Origin of the sequence: Bifidobacterium castoris (assembly GCF_003952025.1) — a bacterium.
GTDB classification, from domain to species: domain Bacteria; phylum Actinomycetota; class Actinomycetes; order Actinomycetales; family Bifidobacteriaceae; genus Bifidobacterium; species Bifidobacterium castoris.
This window is the reverse complement of the sequence record NZ_QXGI01000006.1, coordinates 89,778-108,124: the sequence shown is the minus strand read 5'-3', so window position 1 is coordinate 108,124 and position 18,347 is coordinate 89,778. Positions and strand designations below refer to the sequence as shown.

12 protein-coding genes are annotated in these 18,347 nt (G+C 66.9%); 7 read left to right on the top strand and 5 right to left on the bottom strand.

Features of this window, described 5'->3' with window-relative positions:
• Nucleotides 1-293: 293 nt before the first annotated feature.
• Nucleotides 294-2,156 carry an ABC transporter ATP-binding protein gene (locus D2E22_RS07685; protein ID WP_126032509.1) on the top strand — a complete coding sequence of 621 codons (1,863 nt, stop codon included), beginning with the start codon at nucleotides 294-296 and terminating at the stop codon, nucleotides 2,154-2,156.
• Between the two features lie 30 nt (nucleotides 2,157-2,186).
• Complete coding sequence (locus D2E22_RS07680) at nucleotides 2,187-3,983, top strand: ABC transporter ATP-binding protein (protein ID WP_126032508.1); 1,797 nt, start codon at nucleotides 2,187-2,189, stop codon at nucleotides 3,981-3,983.
• Between the two features lie 658 nt (nucleotides 3,984-4,641).
• Here D2E22_RS07680 and metG read toward each other — a convergent pair.
• Complete coding sequence (gene metG / locus D2E22_RS07675; RefSeq protein WP_126032507.1) at nucleotides 4,642-6,504, bottom strand: methionine--tRNA ligase; 1,863 nt, start codon at nucleotides 6,502-6,504, stop codon at nucleotides 4,642-4,644.
• A 535-nt stretch (nucleotides 6,505-7,039) separates the two neighbouring features.
• Here metG and D2E22_RS07670 point away from each other — a divergent pair.
• The gene (locus D2E22_RS07670; protein WP_126032506.1) at nucleotides 7,040-7,861 is read left to right on the top strand and encodes a hypothetical protein; all 822 of its coding nucleotides are present in this window, start codon (nucleotides 7,040-7,042) and stop codon (nucleotides 7,859-7,861) included.
• 101 nt (nucleotides 7,862-7,962) lie between these two features.
• A complete protein-coding gene (locus D2E22_RS07665; protein WP_241218321.1) occupies nucleotides 7,963-8,307 on the top strand; it encodes a variant leucine-rich repeat-containing protein in 345 nt (114 codons plus the stop codon).
• A gap of 18 nt (nucleotides 8,308-8,325) precedes the next feature.
• On the opposite strand, the gene rsmI is transcribed toward D2E22_RS07665, so the two are convergent.
• Nucleotides 8,326-9,276 (bottom strand): 16S rRNA (cytidine(1402)-2'-O)-methyltransferase, encoded by a 951-nt coding sequence (gene rsmI / locus D2E22_RS07660; protein WP_126032531.1) that lies wholly within the window; start codon nucleotides 9,274-9,276, stop codon nucleotides 8,326-8,328.
• Nucleotides 9,277-9,484: 208 nt separating this feature from the next.
• Here rsmI and D2E22_RS07655 point away from each other — a divergent pair, with 208 nt between their 5' ends.
• From D2E22_RS07655 to D2E22_RS07645, 3 genes are all read left to right on the top strand, one after another.
• The gene (locus D2E22_RS07655; protein ID WP_420897250.1) at nucleotides 9,485-11,110 is read left to right on the top strand and encodes a dolichyl-phosphate-mannose--protein mannosyltransferase; all 1,626 of its coding nucleotides are present in this window, start codon (nucleotides 9,485-9,487) and stop codon (nucleotides 11,108-11,110) included.
• A 118-nt stretch (nucleotides 11,111-11,228) separates the two neighbouring features.
• Complete coding sequence (locus D2E22_RS07650) at nucleotides 11,229-12,050, top strand: alpha/beta hydrolase (protein WP_126032505.1); 822 nt, start codon at nucleotides 11,229-11,231, stop codon at nucleotides 12,048-12,050.
• Between the two features lie 185 nt (nucleotides 12,051-12,235).
• Nucleotides 12,236-13,042, top strand: a complete 807-nt coding sequence (locus tag D2E22_RS07645) for a TetR/AcrR family transcriptional regulator (RefSeq protein ID WP_241218317.1) — start codon at nucleotides 12,236-12,238, stop codon at nucleotides 13,040-13,042.
• 13 nt (nucleotides 13,043-13,055) lie between these two features.
• Here D2E22_RS07645 and D2E22_RS07640 read toward each other — a convergent pair whose 3' ends face one another.
• The 3 genes from D2E22_RS07640 to yicI form a co-directional block, all read right to left on the bottom strand.
• Nucleotides 13,056-13,994: an ROK family protein gene (locus tag D2E22_RS07640; RefSeq protein WP_126032504.1), complete on the bottom strand. Its 939-nt coding sequence runs from the start codon at nucleotides 13,992-13,994 to the stop codon at nucleotides 13,056-13,058.
• 86 nt (nucleotides 13,995-14,080) lie between these two features.
• On the bottom strand, nucleotides 14,081-16,114 hold the full coding sequence (locus tag D2E22_RS07635) for a beta-galactosidase (RefSeq protein ID WP_241218315.1): 2,034 nt from the start codon (nucleotides 16,112-16,114) through the stop codon (nucleotides 14,081-14,083).
• Between the two features lie 136 nt (nucleotides 16,115-16,250).
• Complete coding sequence (gene yicI, locus D2E22_RS07630; protein ID WP_126032503.1) at nucleotides 16,251-18,281, bottom strand: alpha-xylosidase; 2,031 nt, start codon at nucleotides 18,279-18,281, stop codon at nucleotides 16,251-16,253.
• Nucleotides 18,282-18,347 lie beyond the last annotated feature (66 nt).

Here is an 18,347-nt window from a genome sequence, read left to right as displayed (position 1 = left end):
CCTTCCTCGTCTTCGTCTTCCTCGTCGTCGCCATATGGCCTTGGCCGGCCATGCAGGGACGGCCGGCCGACGATATGGTCGTCCATTCCATTATGCACATTCGCCGCACATGTCCATCTGCGCTGCGCCATGCGGGGAACCACGGCCCGGACACGCGAGGCCGCCGACACGCCGTCGCCCGCGCCGGCTTGCATGCGCGTCGGCGTGTGGACGATAATACGAGGCGCCATAATTCATCGAATGAATTTTATCCGCCTCGAGGAACCGCAGCGCACAGGAGCTCTGACACACCGATGTACGTCGATCCGAAACGCAACGAGCACGCCGGCAATCTCCGCTGGCTCATGGCCTACTGCAAACCCGACCTGCCGCGCGCCGTCGGCGGCCTGACGCTCTACGCCGTCAGCGCGGCGATGGCGCTCGTCACGCCGCTGATCTCGGCGCGCATCGTCGACCAGGTCATCGAACAGCATCAGCTCCAGCTGCTCGCCAAGCTGTGCATCCTGATGATCGTCGTCACGATCGTGCGCGACGTCGCCTACTACGGCAACGCGATGTGGATGGAACGCTTCGGGCAGAACACCGTCTTCCGTCTCGTCAGCGACGAATACGAGAAGCTGCACACGCTCGACTTCGACTACTTCAACCACACGCGCACCGGCGACATCATGAGCCGCATGACCTCGGACACCGACGCGATCCGCCATCTGCTCAGCTGGGTGAGCTACCAGGCGATCAACTGCGTCGTCATGTTCGTCGGCGCGCTCGCAATGATGACGTCGATCGACTGGCGGCTCGCGCTCGCGCTCGCCTGCGTCACGCCGTTCCTGTTCGTGCTCACGCGCAAGCTGTCGCAGCATGCGAAGCCGCTGTTCCTCGCGATCCGAGACTCGCTCGCGTCAATGAATTCGATGGTCGAGGAGAACATCGAAGGCAACCGCGTCGTCAAGGCCTTCGTCCGCGAGGACCACGAGACGGAGAAGTTCGACGAACGCAACGACGACTACATGGAGCGCAACATGGACATGGCGCTCAACACGCGCCGCTACATGCCGTGGCTCGACGGCCTCGGCTTCTCGCTGCAGCTCATCACGATCGCGCTCGGCGGTTTCCTCGTGCTCAAGGGCAACATGACGCTCGGCGGCCTCGTCGCCTTCAGCTCGTATCTGTGGATGATCGACTCCCCCGTCCGCCAGTCCGGCTGGCTCGTCAACGACTGGCAGCGTTTCAACGCCTCATGCGTCAAGATCCGCCGCCTGCTCACGGCGACGCCGCGCATCCGGGAGCTGCATCCGCGGACCGACGGCGGCGACGGCCATGGCGCCGCGACGACGACGGACGCGGCGGCGCCCGACCACATCAACGGCGCGATCCGTTTCGAACACGTCGATTTCGCGTTCCCCGACGACCCGGACACGCCGATCCTGACCGACATCGACTTCGCGGTCCCCGCCGGCGCGCGCCTCGGCATCCTCGGCGAGACCGGCGCCGGCAAATCGACGCTCGTCAACATGATCGCGCGCTTCTACGATCCGACGCACGGGCGCGTCCTCATCGACGGCGTCGACGCGCGCGACTGGCCGCTGCGCACGCTGCGCTCGCAGGTGAGCGTCGTCGCGCAGGACACCTTCCTGTTCTCGGACACGATCGGCGGCAACATCAGCTTCGGCGTGGACGGCGGGCGCACGCCGTCGCCGGAATACATCAGGCACATCGCGTTCATCGCCGGCGCAGACGACTTCATCGAACGGATGCCCGAAGGCTACGACACCGTCGTCGGCGAGCGCGGCGTCGGCCTGTCGGGCGGTCAGAAGCAGCGGCTGAGCCTCGCGCGCGCGATCGCCGACGACCCGTCGATCCTGATCATGGACGACACGACGAGCGCCGTCGACATGGAGACGGAGGCGAAGATCAGACGTCATCTCAACGAACTCGACGGTGACAAGACGATCGTGACGATCGCGCACCGCATCTCGTCGATCAAGGACAGCGATCTCATCCTCGTGCTCGAGCACGGCCGCATCGTCGAACGCGGCACCCATGAGGAACTCGTCGCGAAGCACGGCAGATACCGGGCGATCTACCACAGGCAGCTCGGCGCGCAGTCCGGGCAGGCGCAGGGGTACACGACCGACGACGAGACGGGCGCACGCTGAGCGCGGCGGACGCAGAAAGGAGGAGATACGATGGCGAAACGCAACACCTTCCGCGAGGACGAGGAGCTCGAGGAGCAGATCAATCTCGGCGACCTCAGACGCATCACCGTCTACATGAGGCCGTACCGCGCGCGCATCGCGAGGATCGTGGCCGTCGTCATGTCGATGAGCTGCATCGCCGTGAGCGTGCCGTATCTGACGAAGGTCGTCATCGACGACGTGCTGCCGCACGGCGACTACGCGTTACTCGGCTGGATCGCGCTGACCATGCTCGCGCTGATCGTGCTGTACGAGATCGGGCTGCGCTACCGCACGTTGGAGATCACGCGCGTCGGCCAGCTCATGCTCAAAGACATGCGCCGCGACCTGTTCACGCACATCCAGACGCTGCCGTTCAGCTACTTCGACTCGCGGCCGCACGGCAAGATCCTGATCCGCGTCGTCAACTACGTCAACACGTTGTCGGACACGCTCAGCTCGGGGCTGATCAACGTCATCTCCGACGTGTTCACCTTCGTCATCACGCTGGTCATCATGTTCGTCATCGACTGGCGGCTCACGCTGTGGAGCCTCGTGCTGTTCCCGCTGCTCATCGTCGCCGTGCGCGTGCTGCAGCATTTCCAGCGCAAGGCGTACCAGAACCTGTCCAACAAGCAGAGCAACCTCAACGCCTTCATCCACGAATCGATCGCCGGCGTCAAGACGACGCAGACCTTCGCGCGCGAACAGGAGCAGTACCGCACGTTCCAGGAGCAGCAGGGCGCGGTGCGCACGGCGTGGATGCGGTCGGTGCATCTGCAGTTCCTGATGTGGCCGAGCATCGAGATCGTCTCGATGAGCACGATGGCGCTGCTGTACTACGTCGGCATCATGAACATCGGCGGCGTCGCGGCGACGACCGGCACGCTGATCGCGTTCATCGGCTATGCGAACAACTTCTGGAACCCGGTCATCAACATCGGCAACTTCTACAACCAGCTGATCACCTGCTCGGCGTATCTCGAACGCATCTTCGAGACGATGGACGTGCAGCCGGAGATCACCGACGCGCCCGGCGCGGTCGAGCTGCCGCCCGTGCGCGGCGACGTCGATTTCAACGACGTCATGTTCCGCTACGAGCCGGATGGCAGGAACATTCTCAATCTTGTGGACCTGCATGTGCGGCCCGGGCAGACGGTCGCGCTCGTCGGACCGACCGGCGCGGGCAAGACGACGATCATCAACCTGCTGTCGCGCTTCTACGACGTGGCCGAAGGATCGGTGACGATCGACGGGCACGACGTGCGCGACGTGACGCTCGCGTCGCTGCGCCGGCAGATGGGCGTCATGCTGCAGGACACCTTCATCTTCTCCGGCACGATCCGCGACAACATCCGCTACGGCAGGCTCGACGCGACCGACGAGCAGATCGAACGCGCCGCGAAGGCCGTGCACGCGCACGAATTCATCGAGCATCTGCCCGACGGCTACGACACGGTCGTCGAGGAGCACGGCTCGACGCTGTCGATGGGCCAGCGCCAGCTCATCGCCTTCGCGCGCGTGCTGCTCGCCGACCCGCGGATCCTGATCCTCGACGAGGCGACGAGCAACATCGACACGAAGACCGAGGAGGCGCTGCAGGCGGGGCTCGACCATCTGCTCGTCGGCCGCACGAGCTTCATCATCGCGCACCGGCTGAGCACGATCGAGAACGCCGACGTCATCTGCTTCATCGACCATGGGCGAATCGTCGAGCAGGGCACGCACGACGAGCTGATGGCGAAACGCGGCCACTACTGGCGGCTCGTCGAATCGCAGTACGCGATGATCACCGACACGGTCGAATGACGCCCGCGGCGGCGGCGCGCATAGGCAAAGAAAAAGCCGGCGGAGAGAAGGCCGCCGGCATTTCTATAGAGAGAAGAGAGAAGAAGGGTTCAGTTATGGGGTTCTTGGAAGGAACCTCGCCGGCGAGCTTGTGATCGCTGACATGTTTCATATAACCTTCCGTTGCTGAGTACGACGCTACGATTTTCTGAAAATTACCTGAAAACACGTGCGGCACGGGGAAATCAGACGGCGACGGCCGCGCGCGCGACGCTCGATTCTAGCGGAAAATCGGCGTCATTCCAACGTTTTGCACGTACAGCCCGCAGGCAGCCGTCACCCCTGCCCGCCGCACCGCCCCATCGCCGCAGGTCTTCGCCCCCAGCGGAACCGCCTCCCGCCATACCGCCGCGCGGGCGCCGCATCGGTCCGCAATCGGCCGTCCCCCGCGAACGCAGTCGACGCGAACCGCACCCGGAGCGATCGCAAGCACCCCCCTACGCGAACACAACCGGCGCACACCGCACCGCACATGATCGCAACCGGCCACCCATGCGCAATCGTCGGCCACACATCATCGGCGTATATGGAAGGCCGGCGCGGGACGGACGCCATCCGTTCCGCGCCGGCCTTCGGCATCTGCGGCCGCACGTTCCCCGACGCGGCCGCCGATCCACGATTACTCGGCGAGCTTCGCCTGCTCGGCGGCGAGTCGCTGCGCCTCGGCCTCGCGGCGCGCGTTGAGCGCGGTCTCGAAGCGGGCGAGCTCCTCGTCGACGGCCTCGGTCGGGATCTTCGCGAAGATCGGCGTCGGCTTGGCGACCTTCGCGCCGACCTCGATCGCTTCGCTCTTCCACGGCCGCAGCGTCTCGCCGAGCACGTAGTCGCCGGTGATGACCGGGTAGCGGAAGGCCGGATCGTCGAGATCGGTGACCTCCTCGATGCGCGGCAGCGGCGAGAACGTGCCGGTGCCGCCGAGCGCCTCCCACACCTTCTGCGCCGAATGCGGCAGGAACGGCGCGAGCAGATGGTTCGCATCGAGCACCGCCTGCGCCGCCACATGGAGCACCGTACCCAGACGATCGGAATCGTCCTTGATCTTCCACGGCTCGGTCGCCGAGATGTACTTGTTGATGTCGCCGACGAGGCGCATCGCCTCGTTGAGCGCGTTCTTCTGATGATGCGTCTCGATGAGCGAGCCGACCGTCTCGAAGGCGGCCGCGGACTCGGCGAGCAGCGCGCGGTCCTCGTCGGTCAGCTTGTCCTCGGCGATCGGCGGCACTTCGCCGAAGTTCTTCGCGATGAGGTTCGCGACGCGGTTGACGAGGTTGCCCCACGACGCGGCGAGCTCCTCGTTGTTGTGGCGGACGAACTCGGACCAGGTGAAGTCGGAGTCGGAGTTCTCCGGGCCGGCGACCGAGATGTAGTAGCGGACGGCGTCCACCGGGTAGCGTTCGAGGATGTCCTTGACGTAGATGACGATGCCGCGCGACGACGAGAACTTCTTGCCTTCCATCGTCATGAACTCGGAGGCCACGACCTGCTCGGGCAGGTTGAGCGGGCCGAGCTGGCCGGCCTCGCCGCCCTTCGAGCCGCCGCCGTTGTAGGCGATCATCTCGGAGGGCCAGATCTGCGAATGGAACGTGATGTTGTCCTTGCCCATGAAGTAGTAGCCGGGCGTCGACGGGTCGTTCCACCACTTGCGCCACGCCTCGGGGTCGCCGGAGCGGCGCGCCCATTCGACCGACGCGGACAGATAGCCGATGACGGCGTCGAACCACACGTACAGGCGCTTGTTCGGGTTGTCGATCCAGCCGGGGACCGGGATCGGGATGCCCCAGTCGATGTCGCGCGTGATCGCGCGCGGCTTGACCTCGCGGAACAGGCCGATCGAGAAGTTGAGGACGTTCGTGCGCCAGCCCTGACGCGTCTTGAGCCACGCGAGGTTCGCGTCGGCGAGCGCCGGCAGGTCAAGGAAGTAGTGCTCGCTCTCCTGGAAGATCGGCGTCTCGCCGTTGATCTTCGAGACCGGGTCGATCAGCTCGTCCGGGTCGAGCTCGTTGCCGCAGTTGTCGCACTGGTCGCCGCGCGCGCCCGGCGCATGGCAGATCGGGCATTCGCCTTCGATGTAGCGGTCCGGCAGCGTGCGTCCGGTCGACGGCGAGATCGCGACCTTCTGCGTGCCCTTGTAGATGTAGCCGTTCTTGAGGCACTGGCGGAACAGCTCCTGGACGACGAGCTCGTGGTTCTTCGTCGTCGTGCGCGTGAACAGGTCGTAGCTCAGGCCGAGCTTGCACAGGTCGGAGGCGATGACGCGGTTGTAGCGGTCCGCGAGCTCCTGCGGGGTGACGCCTTCCTTGTCCGCTTCGACGAGGATCGGCGTTCCGTGCTCGTCGGTGCCGGAGACCATGAGCACGTCGTTGCCCTTCATGCGCTGGTAGCGCGCGTAGACGTCCGAAGGCACGCCGAAGCCCGCGACGTGGCCGATATGACGGGGGCCGTTCGCATACGGCCAAGCGACATTCACCATAATATGAGTCATGCGCCGATTATCCGGCAGCACGCGGACACCATCGCATCACGCGAGGGCCCGCCTGCAGCGGCGTGCGGGCGCACCGCTGCAGGCGTGCAGATCCGTCCTATGCGATCACGCCGTCATCCGCGCACCGTCCCGTCCGGGCGTACCGCAAGGCACAATGCCAACAACCGCCGTGCGACCGGCATGTGGCTCATGTGGATAGCGTGTGGATGCATCCACGACGATGTCCACAACGCTCCGCGCCGTCCACATCGCCATCCACATGCGGTGGGCATCCCACGCCGGTTATCCACATTTGCACATTATTCGCCGCTCGTCTTGCACGTCCCCACGCCCCGACCCTACGCTCATCCCACGCGCCATGACGCACATCCCGTGCCGACGGCGCATGCATGGCGTGTCCGGCCATCGATCGACGGCAACCGACGCCACGGGCTTCGTCACCCGGCCGGACATGCCGCGCACCACGACCGGATGCGCGAAGGCGCGCCGGCGAGCGGCCGGCGTGAGCCGGAGACGACGAGAGGAGGCATGACTGATGGGCGTTCATGACCGACATACCGAGGCCTACCAGCCGATGCTGCCGCTGTGGCAGCCGCCGGCGGACGACGGGCGACCCGACGCGGCGCATGACGGCAAACGCCGCCAGCCGCGCATCGACCTGCGCAAGGCGGCCTGCTTCACCTACGACGACGCAGGCGTCGACGGCCTCTTCCCCCGCCGCGACGCGACGCGGCCGCCGCATGGCGACGCCGCCCCGGACGGCGCGAGGAGCCGCCATATGGACGCCGGCGGCGACGCGGCCGCGCAGACGGTCCTGTACACCTACGACAACCTCCCCGGACCCTTCGCGATGCGCAACCTCGTGCGCGCCGGCGCGCTCGTCGCGCTCGACGAACGCCACGCCTACCGCAGCACCGACGGCGAGACGCTGTACGGCCGCGCCGCGATCGTCGCGGCGATGCTGCCGAACCCGCAGCTCGTCGCCTGCGGCCGCGCGGCGGCATGGGTCTGGCTCGGCGGCGAGTTCCCGAGCGCCGTCGACGTCCTGTCGACGACGCACTACCGCGCGCCGCTGATGGGACGCCCGATCAACGTGCGCGAGCGGCGCGTCCCGCCGAAGCAGACGCAGCTGGTCGGGCCGCTGACCGTCACGACGCCCGAGCGCACGGTCTGCGATCTGGCGATGTGCCCGCCGGAGGACATCTACGAGCAGTCGCTCGACGAGCTGATCCTGCGGCTGCTGCGCCATTTCACCATCGACATCGAGGACTGCCTGCTCATTCTCGAGGGCTGCGCCTACCTGCATGCGGCGCAGCGGGCGCGCGAGGTGATCGCCGATTTCGCCTGCATCGCCTGACCACGTCGACGGCGGCCGCCGCGCCGCCGCCCATACCGCCGCCGTTGTTCGACACCGGCGGCTACAGTATCCAATTATCGACGATCATCGGGGGATTTTCCATGTCTGTGTTTCATCGTCGCGGCTGTGCGAAACGCGCACGCGCGGCCCATCACCGCCTCGAATCGACGCGAACCGAGGATTGCTCCATAGGCGAACCATGCATCGAGCCGCTGACGCCGCCGGAGCCGCCGATCCGTCTGACGCCGACGGTCGCGAGCGATCCGGACACGCCGATCGAAGTCCTGTGGCACATCGCGCGCCACGCGCCGCGCCTGCGCAAATGGGTCATCGTCAACCGCACCGCCGACGCGAACCTGCTCGAATACATCTCCCAGCAGGGCGGCCCCGGCGTGCGCGAGACGCTGCAGATGCTGTTCGATTCCGTCGAACGCTCGCGCGCCTAGCGTCCGGCGTGCGCCGGTTCAGCGGGCGTCGCGCGCGGCGAGCACGGCCGCATACACCTGTTTCTTGTTCGCGAGCGCGCCGTCCGCGCCCGGATGCTCGGCGACGACCTTCGCGATCGCGTCCTTGATGCGCACGCCATGCTCCTGCGCATAGCGCATCGCGAGCGCGGCGAGCGCCTCGGCGCCCGGGGTCTCGCCGCCGTCCTCCTCGCCGTCCTGCGCGCCGCCGACGACGAGCACCATCTCGCCGCGCGGCGGGTCGTCCTCGACGCCCTGCCTGATCTCGCCGATCGTGCCGCGCCGGATCTGCTCGTAGCCCTTCGTCAGCTCGCGGCACAGCGCCATCGGCCTGTCGGGGCCGAGGACCTCTTCGAGGTCAGCCATCGCATCGGCGATGCGGTGCAGCGTCTCGTAGAACACGATCGTGCGCCGTTCGCCTTTGAGCGCGCGCAGATGCTGCACGCGCTCGGCGTGTCTGCGCGGCAGGAAGCCCTCGTAGCAGAAGCGGTCGGTCGGCAGTCCGGACAACGCGAGCGCGTCGAGCACGGCGGACGGACCGGGAGCGCAGGTCACCGGCAGTCCGCGTTCAATCGCGCGCCGCACGATCGCCAGTCCCGGATCGTTGATCGTCGGCATGCCGGCGTCGGAGACGACGAGCACCGTCGCGCCGGCGGCCGCCTCGTCGAGCAGCCCGTCGGCCTTGCCTCGTTCGTTGTGGTCGTGGTTGGCGACGACGCGCCCTGCCACATGCACGCCGAGGCGGTTCGCGAGCGCGTACAGGCGGCGCGTGTCCTCGGCGGCGACGATGTCGGCGCGTTCGAGCAGCGCGACGAGGCGCGCCGACGCATCCGCCGTGTTACCGATCGGCGTCGCCGCGAGCACGACCGTTCCACGTGGAACATGCACGTCGAGCACGGCGTCGCCGATCTCGACGTCGACGCCCTCGCCGTCCCGCGTCCCGCGGCCCATCGCCGCATCCGTCCCCGCGAGGCCGTCGCCGCGCGTTTCGTCATCATCGATAATGTCTGCCGTCATGCCTTCAGTATGCCGCGCGCGTCCCCCAAACGCCCCGTCCCGGCATCCGCTCCACGCACGCCATACACGACCTCCGGTAGCGTGGGATACGTGCGCCGGACGACGGCATCGCCGGCGCCGCGATGTCCGGGGAGGCTTGATGATGTCCGTTGCCAGATCCTTCGCCAACGTCATGTTCGCGCTCACGCGGCCGCGGCACGGCCGCCTCGCGGCCGGAAACGCCAGCGCGCACGCCCGCGGCCTGCGCACACCCCCGCCGTCGGCGCCCGTCTCGTGGGGACTGACGTTCATCGTCGCGCTCTTCGGAGCGCTGCTGCGCATCGTGCGTCTCGGCGAGCCGCGCGCCGTCGTCTTCGACGAGACCTACTACGTCAAGGACGCGTGGACGATGCTCGCCACCGGCGAACCGCGCGACTGGCCCGATAGCGTCGTCTATGACGGCGCGAGCGTGAGCCCGAACATCCCCTTCGCCGCCGGCGACGTCGGCGGATGGCTCGATTCAGCCGAATACGTCGTGCATCCGCCGATGGGCAAATGGCTCATCGCATTGGGTCTCAGGCTGTGCGGCGGTGCGCAGCACGTCTACGCGTGGCGCATCGCGACGGCGCTCGCCGGCGTCGCGGCGATCGTCATCCTGATCCGTCTGGCGCTGCGCCTGTGGCATAACATGCCGATAGCGCTCGTCGCCGGCTATCTGATGGCGATCGACGGCGTCGGCATCGTGCTGAGCCGCACCGGCCTGCTCGACAATTTCATCATGGTGTTCACGCTCGGCGCGTTCATGCTGCTCGTCATGCACCGCGACTGGTCGCGCCGGCGCCTGGTCGCCGCGTATGAGGCCGACCCGGACGCCAAGCCGCCGCAGATCGCATGCTCCTGGTACCGCGTCGGCGCCGCCGTGCTGCTCGGCCTGGCGACCGGCGTCAAATGGTCCGGCACCTATTTCTTCGCCGTCTTCTGCGTCATCAGTGTGCTGTGGGACGCATGGCTGTACCATCAGGCCGGCTACCGGCGCTGGTTGCTCAACGCCGGCCTCGGCTCCGGGCTGCTCGCCGCGTTGTATATGGTCCCGCTGTACGCGCTGAGCTATCTGGCGACGTGGATCGGCTGGTTCATCCACCCCGACTCCTATATGCACGACTGGGCGCTCTCCCATCCCGGCCAGGGCGTCGCATGGCTGCCGCCGACGTTGCGCTCCTTCGTCGAATACCACCGGCAGATGTGGCAGTTCCATACGACGCTCGACGCGCCGCACGACTACAAGGCGAACCCGCTGACCTGGCCGTTGCAGATCCGTCCGACGAGCTTCTACTGGGAGAAGCCTTCCGGCCATCCCGGCCTGTGTTCGCTCGCACCGAAAAGCGAATGCGTCGCCGCGGTGACGTCGCTCGGCAACCCGATCATCTGGTGGCTCGGCTCGCTGTGCGCGCTCGTCGCGATCGGCATCGCGATCCGGAAGCGCGGCGACTGGCGCATCTGGGCCGTGCTCGCCGGCTTCCTCGCCGGCTGGCTGCCGTGGGCGCAGTATCTGCACCGCACGACCTTCACGTTCTATTCGATCGTGCTGCTGCCGTGGATCATCCTCGCGATCTGCTATGTGCTCGATTGGATCCGCGAGACCTGCACGCCCGCGCCGTGGCATGCGGCATTGGGCTGCGTGCTCGCCGTGACGACGCTCATCTCGGTCTTCTTCTACCCGATCTGGACGGCGATGCCGGTGCCCTACGAGTTCTGGCTGAGCCATATGTGGCTCGACTCATGGATCTGACGGACGCGCATATGCGCCGACCCATATATTTCGACGAATGAACTAATATGGGTCGAGGACCGTCCGTCCCCCGCGCCGGCGACAGCAACGCCGCCGCCGACCCGAACAAAGGAGTGTCATGCAGTATTTCGAGACCACGATCGCCGGCATCGACGGCACCGACGCGCGCTTCGCCGGTTACATCCCCGACAACTATCCGGACATCGATCCCGACCGCCGCCGTCCGGCAGTCCTCGTGCTGCCCGGCGGCGGCTACGAGATGACGACCGGCCGCGAGGGCGAGCCGATCGCGTTCCGTTTCCTCGCGCACGGCTGCGCGGCCTTCGTGCTGCACTACTCATGCAAGCCGTCCGTCTATCCGACCGCCGTGCTCGAAGTGGCCGAGGCGGTGCGGCTGATGCACGGGCACGCCGACGAGTGGCACGTCGATACGTCGCGCATCGCCGTCATCGGCTTCTCCGCCGGCGGCCATCTGGCCGCCGACTTCGCGACGAGCGCCTCCGACGACGTGCTGCGCGTCCACGGCTACGACCCGGACATGCTGCGCCCGGCCGGGCTGATGCTCTCCTATCCGGTCGTCAGCGCCGGCGAGGACCGCCACGACGGCAGCTTCCGCGCGCTGCTCGGCGACCGCTACCCCGACCCCGACATGATGCGCGAGGTCTCGATCGAGGAGCACATCGACGCGAAAACGCCGCCGGTCTTCGTCTGGCACACGGTGCCCGACGACTGCGTGCCGGTCGAGAACACGCTGCTGCTCATCGCCGCCTGCAAGGCCGCGGATGTGCCGATCGAGGCGCATCTGTTCCCAACCGGCGGCCATGGCCTGTCGCTCGCGACCGCCGAGACCGCGTGGGGCGGCCACACCGGCATCGAACCGGGCGTCGACGTCTGGCCGCGGCTCGCCCTCGCCTGGCTCGACCGTGTCCTCGGACGCTGAGTCCGGACGGCGTGCACCGTCCGCGCACGCACGCGCGCCAACGGTGCACGCCGCTACACCACGCGCGCTACACTATGTGCACGGCGTGCACCGCATGCGTGCACGGCGGGCCGCGTCCTCCCGCGCACGCCCGATCCCCGCCTTCATCGTCGATCGTCGTCGACGCGACGCCGAGCAAAGGACCTATGATGACAGTCGCCGCATGGCAGCAGATCCTCGACCAGCATGGCATCTCCCGCGAGCCGCGCAAGCCGCTGCTCGCCTCCCATGAGGTCACGGTGCGGGACACGACCTCCGGCAAGCGCTTCGTCAAGCGCAAGCGCATGAGCCAGGAGGAGCGGCATCTGCAGATCCTGCGCGCCGCGTCGAAGACGATCGCCGTCAAAGGCTACTGGGGCATGTCGCTGCAGGACATCTCGGACGAGATCGGCATCAGCGAGGCCGCGCTCTACCATTACATCGACTCCAAGGAGGACCTGCTGCACATGGTGCTCACGGAGGGCTACGACACGACCGAGTCGAACGAGTTCGCCGCGCTGAGCGCGTCGGCCGTCGACGGCGACGGCCACCGCATCTACTGCTATCCGCGCTACTGCCTGAACACGGTGCTGTACAACATGCAACGCCCGGAGATGATCCAGCTGTTCTGCGTCCTCAGCGGCGAAGCGCTCAACCCCGACCATCCGGCCCACCGTTTCTTCACCGGCCGCCATATGCGGCTGTGGGAGATGATCGGTTCGATGAACTGGCTGCTGCCGCGCGGCATGACCGAGGAGCGCTTCTTCGACCTGTTCACGCTCGCGCAGTCGGCGATGGACGGCCTGCAGCAGCGCTGGCTCGCCGACGAATCGATCGACCTGCTCGAGGAATGGGTGCGCTTCAGCGACTTCATCTTCCCGCGCGCGACGTGGGAGGGCTGCTATGACCCGTCGGAGCTCGACGCCGACGACGCGAGCTGCCTGCTGCCGTACACACTGCAGGAGCGCGGCTGAGCGGCCGCCGCGCTCAGCGCGCGGCGACGGCGAGCGCGTCCCCGACGCCGCCGCCTTCGACGACCTCCTCGACGAACATGTAATAGGCGCCGATGAGGCCGGCGTTGCCGCTGTGCCTGCAGCGTTTGATCTGCGTCTTGAACGGCTTCCAGTCGCGGATCGCGTTCAGCGCGTCCTCGAGCATCGGCACGAGCGCCGGCTCGCGGCTGATGCTGCCGCCGATGAGGACGATCTGCGGGTCGACGGCGGCGACGGTGTTGAAGATGCCGACCGCCACGTAGCGCAGCCACCGTTCGACGATCGCGCGTACGCGCGGGTCGTCGAGCTTGTGGAACAACGTGCTCGGCAGGATGTCTCCCGCGCTGACGCCGAATTCCTCGGCGTACCACTGCGAGAGGTTCATCGTCGAGACGAAGTCGTGCAGCGGCAGAGCTCCGGCCGAATCGTAGTTGATGATCATCATGCCGAGCTCGCCGGCGCGCCAGTCCTTGCCGCGGCGCAGCTTGCCGCCGAGGAACAGCGCGCCGCCCATGCCCATGTCGAGCGTGAAGAGCACGAAGTCGTCGCATTTCCTCGCGTTGCCGGTCATCTTCTCGGCCATCGCCGCGCAGTTCGCGTCGTTCTCCATCCATGTGGGGACGTCCATGCCGAGCCGCGCCGTCAGTTCGGCGCCGATGCGCTGCCTGGTCAGGATATGCAGCGCGCCGGCCGTTTCCGCCGTCTGCGTGCGCGGATTGATGAATCCGGGCATGCTGATCGCGATGCCGTCGAGCCGCACGTCGAGTTTGCGCACGACCTGCGCGAGCGCGTCGTAGAATTCGTCGAGGTCGGTGTTCGGCGTCGCGAAAGTGCCGGGTATGCCCATCCGCCCGTCGGTGAACAGTGCGTACCGCGTGAAGTTCGTGTTGATCTCGAACGCGAGCACCTGATGTGCGCCACTCCGTTTCGTCATCGATCGTTGCCTTTCGTCCGTCATCGCCAATTGTACCGACGACGCGCCGATATCGGCCGGGGTGGTTCGCGCCCCGGCCATGCCGCTCATCGCGCCGGCGCGGCGACGGGCACGCCGTCCTCGAACAGCAGCACGGCGAATGGGTCGAGCACGATCCGTCCGCCGTCCGCACGCTCCCATACGCGCGTGCGGTCGCCGGTGTTCGTCACGATCGTGTACACGGTGCCGTCGTCGCCGACGCGGCTGGCGACCTCGACGTCGTCGGGCGCATCGATCGTCGCGACGCCGGCGGCGCGCAGCACGTCGTCGAAGAGCGCGTCGATGCCGTCCTCGTCGAGCGCGGTGCCGACGAAGACCGCGCAGCCGTCGCCGACGTCGTGCGCGGTGACGGCCGGCGTGCCCGCGTAGAAGTCGCCGCCGCCGTAGGTCGCGAGCGTGCGCGCGCCCTCCGGCTCAATGATGCTCGCGACGATCGCACCCGCGCAGTCGACTGCCGCGCCGCCGCCGACGTCGAGCCGCACCGGCACGCTCGCGCCGGGTGCGACCGCGTCGATCTCCTTGACCCAGACGCCGCACAGGCCGCGCAGCGGCCCCGGGTAGCCGCCTTCGACGACGAGGTCGTGCTCGTCGTGGATGCCGGACATGTATCCGGTCACGAGGACGCCGCCGCCTTCGACGTAGCGTTCGAGGTTGTCGGCGACGCCCGGCTTGACCATGATCAACGTCGGCGCGACGACGAGGTCGTATCGCCGCAGCGTCTCGAGGTCGGCCGTGCTTTCGATGACGTCGACGGCGACGTTGCGCTTCCACAGCGCGCGGTAGAAGCGGTGCACCTCGTCCGGGTAGCTCAGCCCCTGCGTCGGCCCGACGCAGCCTTCGAGCGACCAGTAGTTCTCCCAGTCGAAGACGACGGCGACCTTCGCGTCGACATGCGAGCCCATGATGCGCTTCGCGCGCGCGGCGACGTCGGCGCCGAGCGCGGCGACCTCGCGGTACGTGCGCGAACGGTCGGAGTCGTCATGGCCAATGACGGCGCCGTGGAAGCGTTCGCAGCCGCCGATCGACTGCTTGAGCTGGAAGAACTGCACGGTGTCGGCGCCGTGCGCGACCGCCTGCCAGCTGAGCTTGCCGACCTCGCCGGGACGCTTGACCTTGCAGTACGGGAACCAGTTCTGCTGGTTCGGCGTCTGCTCCATCAGCATGAAGGGCTCGCCGCCGCCGACGCCGCGCATCAGGTCGTGACACATCGCCGTGAAGCTCGGCTGCGTGTCCATGCCCGGATAGTTGTCCCAGCTGACGACGTCCATCTCGCGGCCCCATGCGAAATAATCGAGGTCCTTGAACGTGCCCATCAGGTTCGTCGTGATCGGCGTCGAGGCGTCGGACTCGCGGATCGCGTCGCGTTCGAGGCGGAAGCAGTCGAGCATCTGCTCGTTCTGGAAGCGGCGGTAGTCGATCTGCAGCCCCGAGATCACGCATTTGTCGGTGCCGATGCCGTCGCCGTAGGTGACTGGCGGCACGACCTCGTCGAAATCATGGATCGTGTGGCTCCAGAAGTTCATGCACCAGGCGCGGTTGAGAGCCTCGACGGTGCCGTAGCGCGCACGCAGCCAGTCGCGGAACGCGGCCGCGCAGGTCTCGCAGTAGCAGTAGCCGCCGCCGTTGCCGTACTCGTTGTTGGCATGCCATGCGACGAGGCCCGGATGGCCCGCGTAGCGGTGTGCGACGGCCGAGGCGAGCGCCCGTGCGCGCTCACGGTACTTCGGCGAGCTCGGGCAGAAGTTGTGCCTGCCGCCGAAGACCTGCTGCGTGCCGTCGACGGCCTTGCGCATCACATGCGGGTAGCGGCGCGCCATCCACGCCGGCACGGCGGCCGTGCCGGTCGCCATGACGATGCGCACGCCGTGCCGGTCGAGCGACGCGACGATCGCGTCGAGCATCGAGAAGTCGTAGTCGCCCTCGCTTGGTTCGAGCAGCGCCCACGAGAACACGTTGATCGTCGCCTCGTTGATGTGCGCGCGCCCAAGCAGCTCGAGGTCGTGCTCCCAGCTCTCCTGCGGCCACTGTTCGGGGTTGTAGTCGCCGCCGAACAGGAAATCGTCGAACATGGCCGTCATCATGCAGCTCCTTTGGTGCAACTGTCGGCCGATGCGCGGCCGACGGAATCGTCTTGTCAGTCTATCGTCGTGGGTCAGTCGTCGTGGGCGGCCATGCCCGGGCGGCCGATGCGCGGCCGCCCGGGCGCCGCAGGGGCGATCACACGTTGCGTGGATCGGTTCCCGGGCGCACGAGCACCGGCAGCGCGTGGTAGTCGTACCGTTCGACGTACCAGCGGCCCGGCTCGTACTCGGTGCCGGTGATCAGGTTGCGCCACGGGGCGCCATCGCCGGCGTCGGGCACGTAGAAGCGGGCGACGCCCTCCTCGTTGAAGATCGGCGCGACGAGGATGTCGGAGCCGAGCATGTACTGCGTGTCGATGTCCTCGCAGGTCGGGTCGTCCTGGAACTCGAGCACCATCGCGCGCATCATCGGCACGCCGGTCTCGTGCGTCTGCACGGCCATCTTCTCCAGATACGGGCGCAGCGAGTCCTTGAGCTCGACGAACTCGCGGCACACGTCGACGGCCTCGTCGCCGTACAGCCACGGCACCTTGTAGGCGGTCGAGCCGTGGTAGCGCGAATGCGAGCTGAGCAGGCCGAACTGTGTCCAGCGTTTGTACAGGTCGGGCGTCGCCTGATCCTCGAAGCCGGCGATGTCGTGGCTCCAGTAGCCGAAACCGGACATGCCGAAGGACAGGCCGGCGCGCAGCGATTCGGCCATCGACGGGTAGTTCGATGAGCAGTCGCCGCCCCAATGCACCGGATAGCACTGGCCGCCCACCGTCGCCGAACGGGCGAACAGGATCGCCTCGTCGGCGCCCTTCGTCTCGACGAGCACGTCGTAGACGGCCTTGTTGTACAGCAGCGTGTAGTAGTTGTGCATGGGCTCGGGGTCGGCGCCGTCATGATACCGCACGTCCTCGGTCGGGATGCGCTCGCCGAAGTCGGTCTTGAAGCAGTCGACGCCCATCGCGACGAGCTTCCTCAGATAGCCCTGGTACCACGCGACGGCGTCCGGGTTCGTGAAGTCGACGATCGCCATGCCGGCCTGCCACTTGTCCCACTGCCACACCGAGCCGTCCTTGCGCTTGATGAAGTAGCCGTTATTCGCGCCCTCCGCGAACAGCGGCGACTTCTGGCCGATGTAGGGGTTGATCCAGACGCAGACCTTGAGGCCGCGCTCATGCAGCTTGGCGAGCAGGCCTTCCGGATCCGGGAACTTCGACTCGTCCCAAGCGAAGTTGCACCATTCGAGCTCCTTCATCCAGCGGCAGTCGAAGTGGAAGACGGACAGCGGGATGCCGCGCTCGGCCATGCCGTCGACGAAGTCGAGCACCGTCCGCTCGTCGTAGTCGGTCGTGAAGCTCGTGCTCAGCCACAGCCCGTAGCTCCAGTCGGGCACGAGCGGGGCGCGGCCGGTGAGCGCGGTGTAGTTGGCGAGGACCTCCTTCATGTTCCCGCCGCCGATCACCGAATACGTCATCTCCTGGCCGGGCACGCTGAACTGCACGCGCGAGACCTTCTCGGAGCCGATCTCGAACTCGACCTTGCCCGGATTGTCGACGAACAGGCCGTAGTTCCTGTTGCTCATGTAGAACGGCACGTTCTTGTACGCCTGCTCGGTGCCGGTGCCGCCGTCCTCGTTCCAGATCTCGACCGACTGGCCGTTCTTGACGAAGTTCGTGAAACGTTCGCCGAGGCCGTAGATCTTCTCGCCGACGCCCAGGTCGAGCTGTTCGGAGATGTGCAGCGCGCCGTCCGGATCGGTCACGAGCGCCTTCGCGCGCCATCCGGAGTGCGCGATCGGCCTGCCGTCGTAGCTGTAGAGGAAGTCGATCGTCTCGCCCTTGGCGATGCGCAGCGACGTCCTGCCGGACGTGAAGGTCCACGCCTCGTCCGTCTCCTCGATCGTGACCTGCGGCCGGTCCTCGTCGAGCACGAAGGCCGGTTTGTGCGAGCGGTCCTCGCGGAAGTTGATCAGCCGCGTCGTGATGATGTCCTCGCGCGGGCTCGTCACCTCGATCGTCAGGATGCCGCCGTCGAGCGTCATGCCCGGGTTGTGGATCGGCGAGCCGAACGGGCAGAACAGCGTGAGCCTGTCCTCCTCGATGTCCGCCGTGTAGATGTTGGCCGCGTACTTGACGTCGAAGCCGTCCTTGATGAGCCATCCGCCGTTGAGGAACTTCATGGTGTCTCCCTGTGTCTTGTTGTCCTATATTTTTCTACAGATTATTATTGTTATTCTTCTCTATAT

What these genes read in the sequence shown, in the direction of transcription:
- D2E22_RS07670 (WP_126032506.1), top strand. Translation starts at nt 7,040, where the DNA reads ATGGGCGTTCATGACCGACATACCGAGGCCTACCAGCCGATGCTGCCG.
- D2E22_RS07635 (WP_241218315.1), bottom strand. Translation starts at nt 16,114, where the DNA reads ATGATGACGGCCATGTTCGACGATTTCCTGTTCGGCGGCGACTACAAC.
- D2E22_RS07645 (WP_241218317.1), top strand. Translation starts at nt 12,236, where the DNA reads ATGATGACAGTCGCCGCATGGCAGCAGATCCTCGACCAGCATGGCATC.
- metG (WP_126032507.1), bottom strand. Translation starts at nt 6,504, where the DNA reads ATGACTCATATTATGGTGAATGTCGCTTGGCCGTATGCGAACGGCCCC.
- D2E22_RS07655 (WP_420897250.1), top strand. Translation starts at nt 9,485, where the DNA reads ATGTCCGTTGCCAGATCCTTCGCCAACGTCATGTTCGCGCTCACGCGG.
- D2E22_RS07665 (WP_241218321.1), top strand. Translation starts at nt 7,963, where the DNA reads ATGTCTGTGTTTCATCGTCGCGGCTGTGCGAAACGCGCACGCGCGGCC.
- D2E22_RS07680 (WP_126032508.1), top strand. Translation starts at nt 2,187, where the DNA reads ATGGCGAAACGCAACACCTTCCGCGAGGACGAGGAGCTCGAGGAGCAG.
- yicI (WP_126032503.1), bottom strand. Translation starts at nt 18,281, where the DNA reads ATGAAGTTCCTCAACGGCGGATGGCTCATCAAGGACGGCTTCGACGTC.
- rsmI (WP_126032531.1), bottom strand. Translation starts at nt 9,276, where the DNA reads ATGGGCCGCGGGACGCGGGACGGCGAGGGCGTCGACGTCGAGATCGGC.
- D2E22_RS07685 (WP_126032509.1), top strand. Translation starts at nt 294, where the DNA reads ATGTACGTCGATCCGAAACGCAACGAGCACGCCGGCAATCTCCGCTGG.
- D2E22_RS07650 (WP_126032505.1), top strand. Translation starts at nt 11,229, where the DNA reads ATGCAGTATTTCGAGACCACGATCGCCGGCATCGACGGCACCGACGCG.
- D2E22_RS07640 (WP_126032504.1), bottom strand. Translation starts at nt 13,994, where the DNA reads ATGACGAAACGGAGTGGCGCACATCAGGTGCTCGCGTTCGAGATCAAC.